Genomic DNA, 14,916 nt, shown 5'->3' on the forward strand with positions numbered 1-14,916 from the left:
ACGGCCGAGAAAGGCGTAAAAGGGTGATTCCTTTTACGCTGTATTTGAGAATAAAAGCCCGTTTTTACGAAGAATAACGAACGTTATATAGGTTTCAAAAAGCTCAAAAAAACAAAAATAGGGTTGTGTCTTTCTATTATTCCTTATACTTTTGGACGATAAACAACTAAAAAACACATAAAGTTATGAAGAAATTGATTTTTTTATTTGCATTTAGTATTGCAGTAACTAACATTTTTGCACAAACGGATCCTAATCAAATTAAGAAAGAAGGAAATGACGCATTCAATGCTAAGAATTATCCTGTGGCCTACGCTAAGTTCAGCGAATATTTGAAACAAACTAATAATCAGGATTCTGCAACAGCATACTATTGCGGTATAGCAGCAGATGAAGTGAAGAAGTATGCGGAAGCCGTAACTTTCTTTGATATTGCTATTCAGAAGAAGTTTAATACTGGTAATGCGTATGCCCGTAAAGCTTTGGCTTTGGATGCATTGAAGAAAACAGATGAATACGTTGCTACATTGGAAGAAGGCTTGAAAGTTGATCCGAATAATAAAACAATGATCAAGAATTATGGTTTACACTACTTGAAAGCCGGACTCGCCGCCCAAAAAGCTGGTAAAGCTGAAGAAGCAGAAGAATGTTTCAAGAAGGTAATTCCTCTGGATCATAAATCATATAAAACAAATGCTTTGTACAGCCTTGGAGTATTGTGTTATAATGACGGAGCCAATATCCTGAAAAAAGCAACTCCTTTAGCAAACTCTGATGCAGATAAATATGCTGCTGAAAAAGAAAAAGCAACAGCTAGATTTAAAGAAGCATTAGGTTACTTGGAAGAAGCAGCAAAGGTATCTCCTGACAACGCAAATGTGAAAAAGATGATTCCTCAGGTACAGGATGCAATGAAGTAATTTGACCGATCTCGTATAGATAATAAGGGTTGCCCGATAGACACGGTGGCAACCCTTTTTTTGTTGCACCTTTTTCTAATCTATACTTTTTGCGTACATTTGCTTCACTTAAAAATAGAACAAATCCATGCAGTTATATACAAAAGAACAGGCTATCAGACAAATGAACTATTTAGGGCAATCCTGTCGTCCTTTTATTTTTATCATTAATTACCAGCAGGATGCTTCTTATATAGAAGCAGTATCTTCGGTAGACCCTGCCGAAATACTCTATAACTTGAATGGTTTTACGAATCAGCCCATGTTTGCAGAGAATAATATAGCTTTTTTGTCAAGAAAGCGACTTCGTTGGCAATCTTTCCCGGAATCTTTGGCTACATATCAACATTCGTTTGATATTGTCCAACGAAACATCTTTGCCGGAAATAGTTTTCTCACTAACTTGACTTGTCGCACTCCGGTAGAAACAAATCTGACTTTGAAAGATATCTATTGTTATTCAAAAGCTATGTATAAATTATGGGTCAGAGATGCTTTTACGGTTTTTTCTCCCGAAATATTTATAAGAATTCATAATGGAAGAATATATTCCTACCCCATGAAGGGAACGATTAATGCTTCAACCCCTTCGGCTGACCGGCTATTAATCAACGATCCTAAAGAAACGGCGGAACATGCCACTATTGTAGATTTGATTCGTAATGATTTGAGCATGGTGGCCGAACAAGTATCCGTATCCCGATACCGGTATATTGATAAATTGCAGACCAATCAAGGGAGTATTCTTCAGACAAGTTCTGAAATACAGGGTGTACTGCCGGATGATTATCTGACAAATTTGGGAAGTATTATATTCCGGCTTTTACCAGCCGGTTCTATCACAGGAGCTCCGAAGAAAAAAACAATGCAGATTATCAAGGAGGCTGAAACCTATGACAGGGGATTCTATACAGGTATTATGGGCTATTTTGACGGTAAGGACCTCGATAGCGCAGTTATGATCCGTTTTGTGGAGCAGGAGGGTGGTAAAATGTATTTTAAGAGTGGGGGTGGGATTACCAGCCAAAGTGATGTGGAAAATGAATATAATGAAATGAAACAGAAAGTATATGTGCCCATTTATTGAAACGATCCGAATAGAAGATGGAAAGATTTATAATATCAATTATCATACGGAACGTTGCAACCGGACTCGTGCCGCCTTCTGGCAAGATGTTGCCGATATTGACTTAGGTGAATTTATTTCTCCCCAATCATTGGAAGGTATCTGGAAATGCCGGATTGTTTACGGAAAGGCGATAGAAGAAATTACATACGTTCCTTATCAGAGGCGCAAAGTTTCCTCTTTACGTCTGGTTACGTCGGATACTATTGATTATACTTATAAAAGTACGAATCGGGAAGAACTAAATTCATTGTACGCCCAGAGAGAAACGGCTGATGATATATTAGTGGTAAGAAACGGATACCTGACGGATACATCTATTTCCAATATAGCTCTTTATGACGGCAATACATGGTTTACTCCGTCGTGCCCGCTACTCAAGGGAATCAAGCGGGCTGAACTTCTGGACAAGCATTTGATTCAAGAAAAGGAGATATTGCATACACAGTTGGGAAGCTATTTCCGTATTATGTTATTCAATGCGATGATTGATTGGGGACAAATCGTGATACCGATTGATGAAAAACATTTAATTCTATAAACTATTATTAACAGAAATATTTAGAGAACCTTTGAACAAAGGTGTTCTTTCGTCTGTTATATTTATGTGTTTTTCATAGTATTAGATATAAGATTAATTAAAAGAGATTGTACTCCACTTGTGAAAGCTAAAGTACGTCAGAGACAGAAGAGTCTGTTTTTTTGATAAATGTGTTAGAGCATCGGTTTTACCAGGCCGATGCTTTTTTTATGTCCTTTTGTTGCGTTTTGTAGTTTATATGAAATAAAATTTGTACGTTTGTAGGGTAATAATAGAAAATGATAAAGATGAACATACCCGTTATCTTTCAGTTTTTAAAAGATCTTTCTGCGAATAATAATCGTGACTGGTTCAATGAACACAGGGCGGAGTATGAAACAGCCCGTGTCGAGTTTGAAAATTTCTTAGCAACAGTTATTGCCCGTATCTCCTTGTTCGACGAATCAATTCGAGGCATCCAACCTAAAGATTGTACGTATCGTATTTATCGTGATACACGCTTTTCTACGGATAAAACTCCGTATAAAATACATTTTGGCGGTTATATCAATGCAAAAGGAAAAAAATCCGATCATTGTGGCTATTATGTGCATCTGCAACCTGCTGGATCTATGCTTGCCGGAGGGAGCTTATGCCTGCCGTCTAACGTACTAAAAGCTGTGCGGCAGTCAATTTATGACAATATTGAGGAATTTGTTGCGATCGTAGAAGATCCGGAGTTTAAGAAATACTTTCCGGTGATAGGGGAAGACTTCCTGAAAACTGCTCCTAAGGGCTTTCCAAAAGATTTTAAATACATTGATTATTTGAAGTGTAAAGAATATGTCTGTTCTTATAATGTCCCCGATGACTTCTTCGCCCAACCGGATATGTTGGAACAGATAGATAAAGTATTCCGCCAATTCAAGCGATTTGCCGACTTTATCAATTACACAATTGACGATTTTGAATAATACCTAGAATATAAACTTTTAAATAAAACTCTTATGGTAGTAGATACTTTAGAAAATCTGGAGAAATATGCGTCTTTAAATCCTTTGTTTGCACAAGCTATTGAGTTCCTGAAATCTCATGATCTTCAAGCCATGGAAATCGGTAAGACTGAACTGAAAGGAAAAGATCTGCTGGTGAATATTGCACAGACCAAACCTAAGACTAAAGAAGAGGCTAAACTGGAAACACATAACGAATTTATTGATATTCAAATTCCATTGTCGGGAACAGAAATCATGGGGTATACTGCTGCTAAAGACTGTGTCCCGACAAATGCTCCATACAATGTAGAAAAAGATATCACTTTCTTTGAAGGATTAGCTGAAACTTATATTGCCGTGAAACCGGGAATGTTTGCTATCTTCTTCCCGCAAGACGGACACGCTCCTGGTATTACCCCGGACGGAGTGAAAAAAGTAATTGTAAAAGTAAAAGCATAATCCTAATTTAATTCAGATATGGAAAAGACACTGAATCTTATCAAAAACGATCCTTGGCTGGAACCTTTTGCCGACGCTATTGCCGGCCGGCATCAATTTGTGCTGGATAAAGAAGCCGAACTGACTAATAAAGGAAAACAGACGCTGTCGGATTTCGCTTCGGGCTATCTTTATTTTGGATTGCACCGTACTGCCAAAGGCTGGACTTTCCGTGAATGGGCTCCTAATGCCAGTCATATTTACATGGTAGGTACATTCAACAACTGGGAAGAAAAGGCTACCTATAAACTGAAAAAACTGAAGAATGGGATTTGGGAAATCAATCTTCCAGAAGGGGCCATTCATCACGGTGACCTGTATAAACTGAATGTATATTGGGACGGTGGACAGGGAGAACGTATTCCTGCTTGGGCTACCCGTGTTGTTCAGGATGAACAGACGAAAATTTTTAGTGCACAGGTATGGGCCCCAGAGAAACCTTATAAATTCAAGAAAAAGACTTTTAAACCTAACACAAGTCCTCTGTTGATTTATGAATGTCACATCGGAATGGCACAACAGGAAGAGAAAGTAGGTTCATATAATGAATTCCGTGAAAAGGTGCTTCCCCGCATTGCCAAAGAAGGGTATAATTGTATTCAGATAATGGCTATTCAGGAACATCCTTATTATGGAAGTTTCGGTTACCACGTATCCAGTTTCTTTGCCGCTTCTTCCCGTTTCGGTACTCCTGATGAGTTGAAGGAGTTGATCGATACTGCTCATGGAATGGGTATCGCTGTTATTATGGATATTGTTCATTCCCATGCAGTGAAGAATGAGGTAGAAGGATTGGGTAATTTTGCCGGTGATCCGAACCAGTATTTCTATCCGGGAGGGCGTCGTGAACATCCGGCGTGGGATTCTCTTTGTTTTGACTATGGCAAGAATGAAGTCGTTCACTTCTTGTTGTCTAACTGTAAATACTGGCTGGAAGAATATAAATTCGATGGATTCCGTTTTGACGGTGTAACGTCCATGCTGTATTATAGTCACGGATTGGGTGAAGCGTTCTGTAATTACGGAGATTACTTCAACGGACATCAGGATGATAATGCTATCTGTTATCTGACCTTAGCTAATGAAGTGATTCATCAAGTGAATCCAAAAGCGATAACGATTGCTGAGGAGGTGTCCGGTATGCCGGGATTGGCTGCAAAAGTAGAAGATGGTGGTTACGGATTCGACTACCGCATGGCTATGAATATTCCGGATTACTGGATTAAGACAATCAAAGAAAAGATAGATGAGGACTGGAAACCTTCCAGCATGTTCTGGGAAGTCACTAACCGTCGCCAGGATGAAAAAACTATTTCTTATGCAGAAAGCCATGACCAAGCATTGGTAGGAGATAAGACGATTGTTTTCCGTCTGATTGATGCGGATATGTATTGGCACATGCAGAAGGGAGATGAAAATTATATAGTCAATCGTGGTATTGCTTTGCATAAGATGATTCGCCTGTTGACCTCTTCCACAATTAACGGTGGTTATCTGAACTTTATGGGTAATGAGTTCGGGCATCCCGAATGGATTGACTTCCCGCGTGAGGGTAACGGTTGGTCTTGCAAATATGCCCGTCGCCAATGGGATCTGGTCGACAATAAGAATCTAGCCTATCACTATATGGGTGACTTCGATGAAGAAATGTTGAAAGTCATTAAGAGTGTGAAGGATTTCCAGGCAACCCCGATACAAGAAATATGGCATAATGACGGCGACCAGGTATTGGCTTATGAGCGTAAGGATTTGATTTTTGTATTTAACTTCAATCCGAAGCAGTCGTTTACAGACTATGGTTTCCTTGTAGCTCCGGGAGCTTATGAGGTGATTCTGAATACGGATAATATAGCATTCGGTGGTAATGGCTTTGCCGATGATTCTGTGGTTCACTTCACGATTGCCGATCCTTTGTATAAGAAAGAAAAGAAAGAATGGTTGAAACTTTATATTCCTGCACGTACTGCCGTAGTGTTGAGAAAGAAGAAGTAGATATATATTAATAAAGAAGCCCTTGCAAATTTTCTATACTTGGATTTGCAAGGGCTTTCTTTATAAGAATGTGCCCGGACCGAGAATGTCGTACATATAACTGACATTGCGTGTTTTTAGCAATATCCCTTTAGGAGTATAGAACAACTGATATTTAATGTCAACATTATCTTGTCCTACCTCAATAACAATGATTGCCTGCCATTTAGGAAATTCTACCATAGTCACATCTTCCGCAACCCAACTTGCATAAGAACTAAATGTAAAAGCATTATAGACCACAGGTGTCAGCCGATCGAGACTGACAAGATCAGTCTGCGTCATTTCCCATTGTCCCTGCGCATTGAACCATACATTTTTGGTGAAACCGTTCATTACAAAATTGGCACAATAGTATCCGTCATCTTGCGACCAGGCTATATCATTTGTTTTGGGATACATTTTCTTGAAGGTAGCCTGCACATTATCAGGAGGTACAATCGCTAATACTGATATGGAAAATAGTAACAGAACCGCCATAATATTAAATTTCTTCATAAGCTTTATGGTTTAGGAGATTATTTATCTACCTAAACAGCTATCATGACTATTTGTTTGAATGATACATATAAAATAACCCGGTCATTATGGTGTGATCGGGTTATAGGGGAATATAGGGTTTTTCGTCTTTTTCAGAATGCAATTTTCAGTATCTTTCCATTGTAGCCTCTAACTGAAACTTCCGTAGCTTTATATGGCAATAAGCTGATTTCTTCTTTCGCACCGGTCAAAAGATCAACAGCCTGATAGGATTCCATTTGTGGAATTTGTAAAAAGTCGAAAGCGTGTGAGGGAACATTGATTGCTACATCTACTAGTTGACTGTCGAAATTGACAATGATAAACAATAGCTCGTTCTTGTATTTTCGCATAAAAGTATATTGCTTATGTTCATTGAAACGCCAGCCATTTTGATTAGCATACATCAGGTCAAAGAAAACACCCTTTGCAATAGCCAGTTCTTCATTACACAAAGTCAGCACTCTTTGATAAATTTCATATAAACGTTTATGATCTTCATTGAGCATTTTACCATCAAATTTTCCTCCGTTACGCCAACGACGGATGCTGTCTATACTCCAATAATCAAATATAGTAGTCCGTCCATCCCTTCCGCTGAAGCCCTCACTGTCCATTCCGGGTTCTCCAAATTCCTGTCCGAAGTAAATCATCATAGGATTAGTATTCATGCAGGCGGAAACAATAAGTGCAGGGATTCCTTTGCGTGGGTCACCGGCAAAGAAATCGGACGCAATGCGTTGCTCATCGTGGTTTTCGAGGAAATTAAGCATCTTTTTCTCAATTCCGTTCAGACTCTGCCAGCAATGAGTGATAGAAGCAGCCGACTCATATCCACAGGCTACATTACGAAGTGTATCATATAAGCCTACTTTATCGTACAGATAGTCGAATTTTCCACGGAACAAATAATTGCGATATTCATTCGGATTGTAGACTTCTGCAATAAAGAGAATGTCCGGATATGCTTCTTTGACTTGAGGAATAGCCCATTCCCAAAATTCTACGGGAACCATTTCCGCCATATCACAACGGAAACCGTCAATGTCTTTGGAAGCCCAGAACAGAAGAATATCCAACATCTTTATCCATGTATCCGGAATCGGAGAAAAGTGGCACGTACCTCCATTCTGGTAGTCTACTCCATAATTCAATTTGATTGTCTCATACCAGTCAGTGATATTGGGAGTAGCGTCAAAACGATTATTGCCTGTTGCTTTAGCCGGGAATTCGTGATAAGGTTCTGTCGCACCGTCTTTCATGTCAAACTGGGCACGAAGTTCAGCTTGAGGAATATAATAGAAATTATTATAGGGACTGAAAGACTGGCTTGAATCATCGTTAGCTCCCAATTCCGTTGTCCCGTCCGGTTGTGCATCAGAATGGTATTGGCGTGCTACATGGTTGGGAACAAAATCAATTATAACTTTTAGTCCCGCACGATGTGTACGTCGTACAAGATTCTCGAATTCTCTCATTCGTTCGGGAATGTCATTCGCCAAGTCAGGGTCTACATCATAATAATCTTTGATAGCATAGGGCGAACCGGCTTTTCCTTTTACAATGGCAGGATGATCCGGACTGATATTATAGCGACGATAATCTGTCTGAGTAGCATGCTCAATAATACCTGTGTACCAAATATGTGTAGTACCCAGTTTTTTGATTTCACTAAGTGCTTTGAGAGTAAAATCCGCCATTTTTCCGCAACCGTTGGTGACTATATCTCCATTGTAGACGCAGTGGTTATTATTGTTGCCGAACAGCCGGGTGAACACTTGATAGATAATTATTTTATTTTCGTTATTCATATAGAGTAGATTTTTACATTTCTAATATTAACTACTTCAATAAAAAGCATTACTTCCAGATTTTTCCTTTTTCAACTAATAATTGATTCAGCACTCCGTTAGCGGTATTATATCCTTGCTCGAAGATTTCTTCCGCTTTTTCCAATTCCGTGTTGCTATACCCATATAGGTTATAAGGTTCAATCAGCAAATCACATTTTTCTCTTTCAGGGAAAGTATTGGCACGGAACATGAAATGAAACGAACGCATAGCGATGCTGACAATATTCATTTTATAATCTTGCGCCATGATCGGGCTTACATTAACTGCTACTACCTTGTCACAGACTCTACGGAGAGTGGAAACCGGGAGATTCATCATCAATCCACCGTCTACGTAGTTCGTTCCATCAATATTTACCGGAGCAAACATGACAGGCATACAGCACGAAGCAGCTACCCGTTCGGCAATGGAACCACGGTGAAAATGAACCATACGTCCGTGGTCAAGATCGGTTGCCGTGATGATCAAGGGAATCTGGAGTTCTTCCAGATTCTTTGCTTTTACATTGGTACGAAGGAAATCTATAAATTCGCAAAGGTCAAATAATCCTTTCTTGGGGATTACCAGCTTGGTCAGGTCTTGAAATTTGTGTCCGGAAAAATAATCCAGCACTTTGTGAGGTTCATTACCATCTGCATAAAAGACTCCCGCAAGAGCTCCAGCGCTTACTCCGGAGATAATATCCGGTTTAATATCATGCTCCAGGAGAGCTTGCATTACGCCCAAATGAGCGAATCCTTTAATAAATCCTCCACTTAGAGCATAACCTATCTGATATTTCCGGTTCGTCCAATTGTTTGTATATACCTCCATGAGTTTTTTCTGTCTTTAATTCGCCACGAATTTAGTGAATTTATTGAAAGTAGAAGAAATATAATGGATAGTTTTTAGTATGCCGGATGGAAACTTTGTTCCGGTACTACGCCGATCAGAACCCAAAATCGTCTATTTCACCCTTGTGCTCTTCGCTTTCTTTAAATGGTTTTGCTTCCTTCTGTACCGGATTCCCTTCAATATAGATAGCACGGAACGGACGAGCAGGGCAAACATATTCGCATCCACCACAGCCTACGCAAATCTCTTTATTTACATGGGGAATCGTCAACCCGTCTTTATAAGGCACCATTGCGACAGCCTGCGTGGGACAGTGTTCAGAGCAGGCCCCACAACTAGTTCCGTCTGTATAAACGATGCAATTTTCCTCGATAAAAACAACATATCCCATTTGTGTAAGATGTTTTTGCTTTACACTTATCGGAAGAATAGCCCCGTTAGGACAAACATCTCCGCAAACAGTACAATCAAAATTGCAGAATCCTTTCTCGAAACTGACGGTAGGTTGCATTACTCCTGCCAAGCCATACTCCATGAAAGCTGGCTTCAGTACATGCGATGGGCATTTGCTGATACAAAGATGGCACGATGTACATTGCTGCTGAAAATGTTCACGGCTGACAGACCCCGGCGGAGTAACCGGATTCTCTTTTTTGTATACTTTTTTACCTTCCAGACTTGCAACGGATTCTTTAACTTGTGAAAGTAGTTTCGGAACTGCTCCGGCAGTAAGTAGTCCTGCAACGAGAAAACGACGTTTGGATGAATCGGTAGGGGAGAGTGAAGGTTGGTAGATCAATGCCTTTTGTTTGCAGCCCCCCAGGCAGTCAAAGCAATCTACACAACGACCATAATCAATAGTATGCTCTTTACTATTGATGCACGCTGCCTTACATTTGGTAGCGCAGAGTCCGCAACTGTTACACTTGTCGGAGTCAATGCGGACTTTGAATAATGAGAACCGGCTTAATAAGCCTAAAATTGTTCCTACAGGACAAATCGTGTTGCACCAAGTCCGTCCGTGCTTCCATGCCATTATAAAAATCATTGTAAGTATGACGACTGCAATGAAAAGAGATGAAATACTTAAAATAGAAGTATCCACCTGGTAAAACGTATAATTGTCGAACTTGGAGAAAGCGGATTCCAAAAGATTATTTCCCAGCATATATATCGGTTTAAATACATGTACTACTATCCGACCGTATGCGCTGTATGGCTCAAGCAGTCCTACGATAAACGTGAATCCGCATAGAAAAGAGATGACAGTCCCCCCAAGCACACTCCAACGTAATCTATTTTTTGCAGGACTGTAACTATATCTTTTTTTCTTTTTACTTGTTGATTTTGACAGGCGCGCAATGATATCTTGCAAAATCCCCATAGGACATATCGTCGAACAATAGATACGGCCGAATAAAAGTGTTAACACAATGAGAAATAATAAGATACCTACACTTAATGAAAGCAAAGCTGGAACAAATTGCAAGTGTGCCAGACGATGAAAACTGTTAGGTAATATTTCTGCGAAATCGAGAAAAAAGAAAGTAATCAGTACAAAAAAAAGTGCTGATATTCCAATACGTATCTTTCTTAACATGGTTGATTTACATCTTGATTCGCTTGACATTTAATTTGTCAAGATTCATGGTTCCTACTTTCAGTGCTTCTCCTTTGGCAAGATGTCCTACTGTATCCAACGGCATCTCACGCACTTGGTTGAAGAATTTGGCAGCGGCTGTGTCCACCGCTACAATATCCGGTGAGATAAACAATCCCTTTGCCAAAACGACATCTGAAGCAGAGCGTCCGCGAGGACCGTTAGTCTTCATAATCCGGTAGGCATCTACAACGTTCAGCGCGGCTTTCTTTTGCAGGGTACAAATATCGGCAATACATTGTTGCAAGTCGTTTTGGTGAAAGAATCCGCGATCCCATACAATTCCCATATGGTTTTTCATGGAGATAGTCAGATTGGCTCCGCCATGGTTTTTCAGGATAGGGACATTTATCCATACGTCGCAGTTCAGGATTGCTTCATGCACTTTTGCTTTCTTCATTTTTTTGCCGCTTGGGAGATCTACCGGTTTGTAGTAAGATTCCAGATGTGCGGGCATTACTTTTGCTCCGGCGGCTTTTGCTACAGCTTCAATGCCACTGTTTTTATAGCATTTCTGCCAGTCGTCACAGGTATGGTCAAATACGGTCACTTCTTTTGCTCCGGCGGCAAAGCATTGTTTCACGATTTCCGCCACTAACTTCGGATTTGTATTTCCTGCCAGTTCCGGCACCTTGTCCCAACCGATGTTAGGCTTCACAACAACCTTTTGTCCTGGTTTAACGAATTGCTTCATCCCACCCAGTTCGCTTATGGCGCGGCGGAACATGGCTTCCGGCTCTCCACCCATGACTGCTACCAGATCAGGGTTAGCTCCGTTTGCTTTATTGATAGTCTGAGTTAATACCTCCATAGCTTCCGAGTGCTGTATAGTCAAAGCAGCACCGGTTATGGCTACTGTTTTTAAAAAGTCCCTTCTGTCCATTTTTCTATTTTGAGTTTAGAATTTTGCAATCGCTTTTAACAGGGCATAGCCACCAAACCACTGGATCAACATTCCCGGAGTACCGATACGGAAATCTTGTACTGCTACATAGAAATTACCAAGAATCGCCCATTCAAAAGCTATTCCTATAATCTGGTAGAAAAGCACGACACCAAGAACGCCCAATAAAGAGACAGATTTTAGCATTCGTGCGGCAAAGGCAGAAGCTCCAGCAAGTAAAGTGGATTTTATCAACATAACAGGAAGCGTAGCTTCCGAAGGCATGGCGAACAGCAAGTGATTAATGACAGGAGAAAGAATCGCGGTCAATAATCCTACACGAAAGCCATATTTATAGCCTGCAATCAACGTGAAAAAATAAATGGGCAGCAGGGTAGGACCACCATAAGGTATGAGATGGCATAGTTGTGGAAGTGCAATGTTGCCTGCAATAAACAACAGAGCGAACAAGTAAGTTTTTACATTACTGTAATTCAGCGAGTAGAGCTTGGCAGATGTTTCCATTTTCGTTAAGAACTTTTATATTTAATAGAACAATAATATCTTGAGGATAAGACTGTTCTTTGCAGGAAAGGTTTAATCCGGTAAAGAACAATCTGCTTATTATATTAAAAACAGGATGGAAAAGTTTCATACCTATTTGAAACTATTTGACCTGTTTTTTGCTCTATTCACTATCCATTCTTTCCCGGATCTTTCCCCAAGCATGAGTATCGAATAAGCAACTTTGGCGCATTGTGCCACACATTTCCCTGAATCTGGACATAGGTATAGTATAGCTCAATTTATCGGGTTCGAAGTAGGGACGTACCGACGGATCGAAGAAACCGATGAATGTCCGTTTGCCGCCTTTTCGATTTTCTATGGTAGCTTGCGTTACTATGCAGCTACAACCGGAACCGAACATGGAAACTACACCGTCTTCAGCATTATTATCATAATAAGCCCATGTGGTAAGTCCGGAAAGCATATCGGGGTTGGCTATGAATACGACACCTTCCACTTCTTTCAGACTTTCTATCCTGTCTATACGCGCAAAATGAAGGTATTTCTTTTCTGCTTTGAGTACTCCGATTTGCTGTATAAAGTCGATGACCATTTGCGGAGTCTGTTTGTACCGCTCTTTTAATGAGACAAAAGTCGGGACGTGTTCGGGCATTTCGGTAAAACCGGTATAGAACTTGCCGCCACCACAGCCGATTGTTTCGGCATTCAGGCTGATGATACCGCCTTCTCTTGCCGTTTTCATACCTTTAAAGATACAGCCATTTATTTTTTCCGCCGTTCCTTCCTGCGTGTCCGAATACCAGAATACAAGAGGCAGTTCGGCCTTCTCTCCGAATGCCTCCCGGAAGTTTTGAATAAATGTTTGGATGTCCATAGCTTATCATTTTTTGTTTATACATAGTTGCTCTACAAAGTTAGAATAAAAAAGGATAAGTGCAAGTGAATCAGAAGTTAATATCGGACACACTTTTTTTACAATCTTCCAGTTGTTTTAATCCTTCTTCAGATAGTTTGGGGTAATGCAGGTCCAGTTGTTTCATCCGCTCGCAGATAATGTGTCCTACTGCGTAGCGCATAAACCATTTATTGTCGGCAGGGATTACGTACCACGGAGCCAGTTCGGTAGATGTTTCGGTTAGTACATCTGCATAGGCTTTCATATACTCATCCCAAAACTGGCGTTCCTTAACATCTGCGGAAGAAAATTTCCAGTTTTTAGTTTTGTCATCCAACCTTTCCATGAAACGCTTTTTCTGTTCGGCTTTTGATACGTTCAGGAAGAATTTCAGGACAACGGTTCCGTTTTCCGTCAGATAACGTTCGAAATCATTGATTTGCCGGTAACGGCGTTTCCAAAAATCAGAGTCAATGTCTTTGATGGTTTCTACACCCGGCAATTTGTTGGACAGTATAATTTCGGGATGCACTTTGGCGATAAGCACGTCTTCATAGTGAGAACGGTTGAAAATTCCGATTCTCCCTCTTTCGGGCAGGCAACGATTGATACGCCAGAGATAATCGTGGTCCAATTCCTCGGCAGAAGGTTGCTTGAACGAAAATACTTGGCATCCTTGCGGATTGATACCGGACATGACGTGTTTGATTGTCCCGTCTTTTCCGGCTGCGTCCATAGCCTGAAAAATAATAAGAATCGAATAGCGATCCTGGGCGTAGAGCATGCTTTGCAGTTCGGAAAGTTTCTCTACGTTTTTAGTCAGTTGACCTTTAGCATCCTGTTTGGATAGTTCGCCGATAAATGACGGATCGAAATCGGAGACGGAATATTGTCTTCCGGGTTTAGCAAGCAGGTCTTTTAAAATGTCCTTTTTCATGGGTTTGTTATTTGAATGTTTCTACTGAAAATAAAACAGGCGGAGCAATCAATTAGTTTTTCAGGCAAAGGACATTTTCCGGATTTACAGTGCTGTTCCTTTCTTCGGTACGAACAGGTTTGTCATATCCACCTGTTCAAGAGTGAGCAACTCTATCTTTTTAGAAATACCGCCTGCATATCCTGTCAGGCTACCGTTACAACTTACAACCCGGTGGCAGGGTATAATAATACTAATAGGATTGTGTCCCACCGCATTGCCCACCGCTTGCGTCGACATGGACGATAGCCCGTTTAGGCGAGCTATTTCCTTAGCAATATCCTTGTACGTAATGATTTTGCCGTAAGGGATTTTTTTTAATATTTCCCATACGGAGAGACGAAAAGGAGTACTTTCCAAGTGCATCTCAGGCATGAAACCGGGATTTTTCCCACTGAAATAACAATCGAGCCATTCTATGGTTTGCTCGAATACGGGCAATACTTTTTCTTCGTGTTCCGGAGACAACGAAGCTGCAAAATATTTCTGTCCATCAAACCACAAACCCGTCAAAGAGCTACCGTCACTTGCGATTGTTATTCCACCGATAGGGGACTGATATTTGTAAATGTATTGCATAACATTATATATAAGGTGATATCTTTTACAAAAGTAGTATTTCATTTTTAAATAAGATC

The 14,916-nt window shown here is 40.4% G+C and carries 15 protein-coding genes; 6 read left to right on the forward strand and 9 right to left on the reverse strand.

Annotated elements, in window-relative coordinates; translation table 11 throughout:
* Positions 1-185: 185 nt before the first annotated feature.
* From CGC64_RS13175 to CGC64_RS13200, 6 genes are all read left to right on the forward strand, one after another.
* Positions 186-920 carry a tetratricopeptide repeat protein gene (locus tag CGC64_RS13175; RefSeq protein WP_005675948.1) on the forward strand — a complete coding sequence of 245 codons (735 nt, stop codon included), beginning with the start codon at positions 186-188 and terminating at the stop codon, positions 918-920.
* Positions 921-1,047: 127 nt separating this feature from the next.
* Positions 1,048-2,046: an aminodeoxychorismate synthase component I gene (locus tag CGC64_RS13180; RefSeq protein ID WP_005675946.1), complete on the forward strand. Its 999-nt coding sequence runs from the start codon at positions 1,048-1,050 to the stop codon at positions 2,044-2,046.
* Positions 2,030-2,626, forward strand: coding sequence for an aminotransferase class IV family protein (locus CGC64_RS13185; protein ID WP_005675945.1), 597 nt, complete (start codon positions 2,030-2,032; stop codon positions 2,624-2,626). Before CGC64_RS13180 ends, CGC64_RS13185 begins: the two co-directional genes overlap by 17 nt.
* A 278-nt stretch (positions 2,627-2,904) precedes the next feature.
* Positions 2,905-3,579 (forward strand): DUF2461 domain-containing protein, encoded by a 675-nt coding sequence (locus tag CGC64_RS13190; protein ID WP_005675944.1) that lies wholly within the window; start codon positions 2,905-2,907, stop codon positions 3,577-3,579.
* A 33-nt stretch (positions 3,580-3,612) separates the two neighbouring features.
* The gene (locus tag CGC64_RS13195) at positions 3,613-4,059 is read left to right on the forward strand and encodes a YhcH/YjgK/YiaL family protein (RefSeq protein ID WP_005675943.1); all 447 of its coding nucleotides are present in this window, start codon (positions 3,613-3,615) and stop codon (positions 4,057-4,059) included.
* Between the two features lie 18 nt (positions 4,060-4,077).
* Positions 4,078-6,090, forward strand: coding sequence for an alpha amylase C-terminal domain-containing protein (locus tag CGC64_RS13200; protein ID WP_005675942.1), 2,013 nt, complete (start codon positions 4,078-4,080; stop codon positions 6,088-6,090).
* Between the two features lie 60 nt (positions 6,091-6,150).
* Here CGC64_RS13200 and CGC64_RS13205 read toward each other — a convergent pair whose 3' ends face one another.
* The 9 genes from CGC64_RS13205 to CGC64_RS13245 form a co-directional block, all read right to left on the reverse strand.
* Complete coding sequence (locus CGC64_RS13205) at positions 6,151-6,627, reverse strand: PepSY-like domain-containing protein (protein WP_005675941.1); 477 nt, start codon at positions 6,625-6,627, stop codon at positions 6,151-6,153.
* 134 nt (positions 6,628-6,761) lie between these two features.
* Complete coding sequence (locus CGC64_RS13210) at positions 6,762-8,459, reverse strand: alpha-amylase family protein (protein ID WP_005675940.1); 1,698 nt, start codon at positions 8,457-8,459, stop codon at positions 6,762-6,764.
* Between the two features lie 49 nt (positions 8,460-8,508).
* Positions 8,509-9,315 (reverse strand): patatin-like phospholipase family protein, encoded by an 807-nt coding sequence (locus CGC64_RS13215; protein ID WP_005675938.1) that lies wholly within the window; start codon positions 9,313-9,315, stop codon positions 8,509-8,511.
* A gap of 115 nt (positions 9,316-9,430) precedes the next feature.
* On the reverse strand, positions 9,431-10,936 hold the full coding sequence (locus CGC64_RS13220) for a 4Fe-4S binding protein (RefSeq protein ID WP_005675937.1): 1,506 nt from the start codon (positions 10,934-10,936) through the stop codon (positions 9,431-9,433).
* Between the two features lie 7 nt (positions 10,937-10,943).
* The gene (locus CGC64_RS13225) at positions 10,944-11,879 is read right to left on the reverse strand and encodes a DUF362 domain-containing protein (protein WP_005675936.1); all 936 of its coding nucleotides are present in this window, start codon (positions 11,877-11,879) and stop codon (positions 10,944-10,946) included.
* Positions 11,880-11,894: 15 nt separating this feature from the next.
* Positions 11,895-12,404 carry a hypothetical protein gene (locus CGC64_RS13230; protein ID WP_005675935.1) on the reverse strand — a complete coding sequence of 170 codons (510 nt, stop codon included), beginning with the start codon at positions 12,402-12,404 and terminating at the stop codon, positions 11,895-11,897.
* A 163-nt stretch (positions 12,405-12,567) separates the two neighbouring features.
* A complete protein-coding gene (locus tag CGC64_RS13235) occupies positions 12,568-13,281 on the reverse strand; it encodes a DUF169 domain-containing protein (RefSeq protein WP_005675934.1) in 714 nt (237 codons plus the stop codon).
* 70 nt (positions 13,282-13,351) lie between these two features.
* Positions 13,352-14,239, reverse strand: a complete 888-nt coding sequence (locus tag CGC64_RS13240) for a polyphosphate kinase 2 family protein (RefSeq protein ID WP_005675932.1) — start codon at positions 14,237-14,239, stop codon at positions 13,352-13,354.
* 84 nt (positions 14,240-14,323) lie between these two features.
* A complete protein-coding gene (locus CGC64_RS13245) occupies positions 14,324-14,857 on the reverse strand; it encodes a methylated-DNA--[protein]-cysteine S-methyltransferase (protein ID WP_005675931.1) in 534 nt (177 codons plus the stop codon).
* Positions 14,858-14,916: the final 59 nt, after the last annotated feature.

The organism is Bacteroides caccae (genome assembly GCF_002222615.2).
GTDB lineage: Bacteria > Bacteroidota > Bacteroidia > Bacteroidales > Bacteroidaceae > Bacteroides > Bacteroides caccae.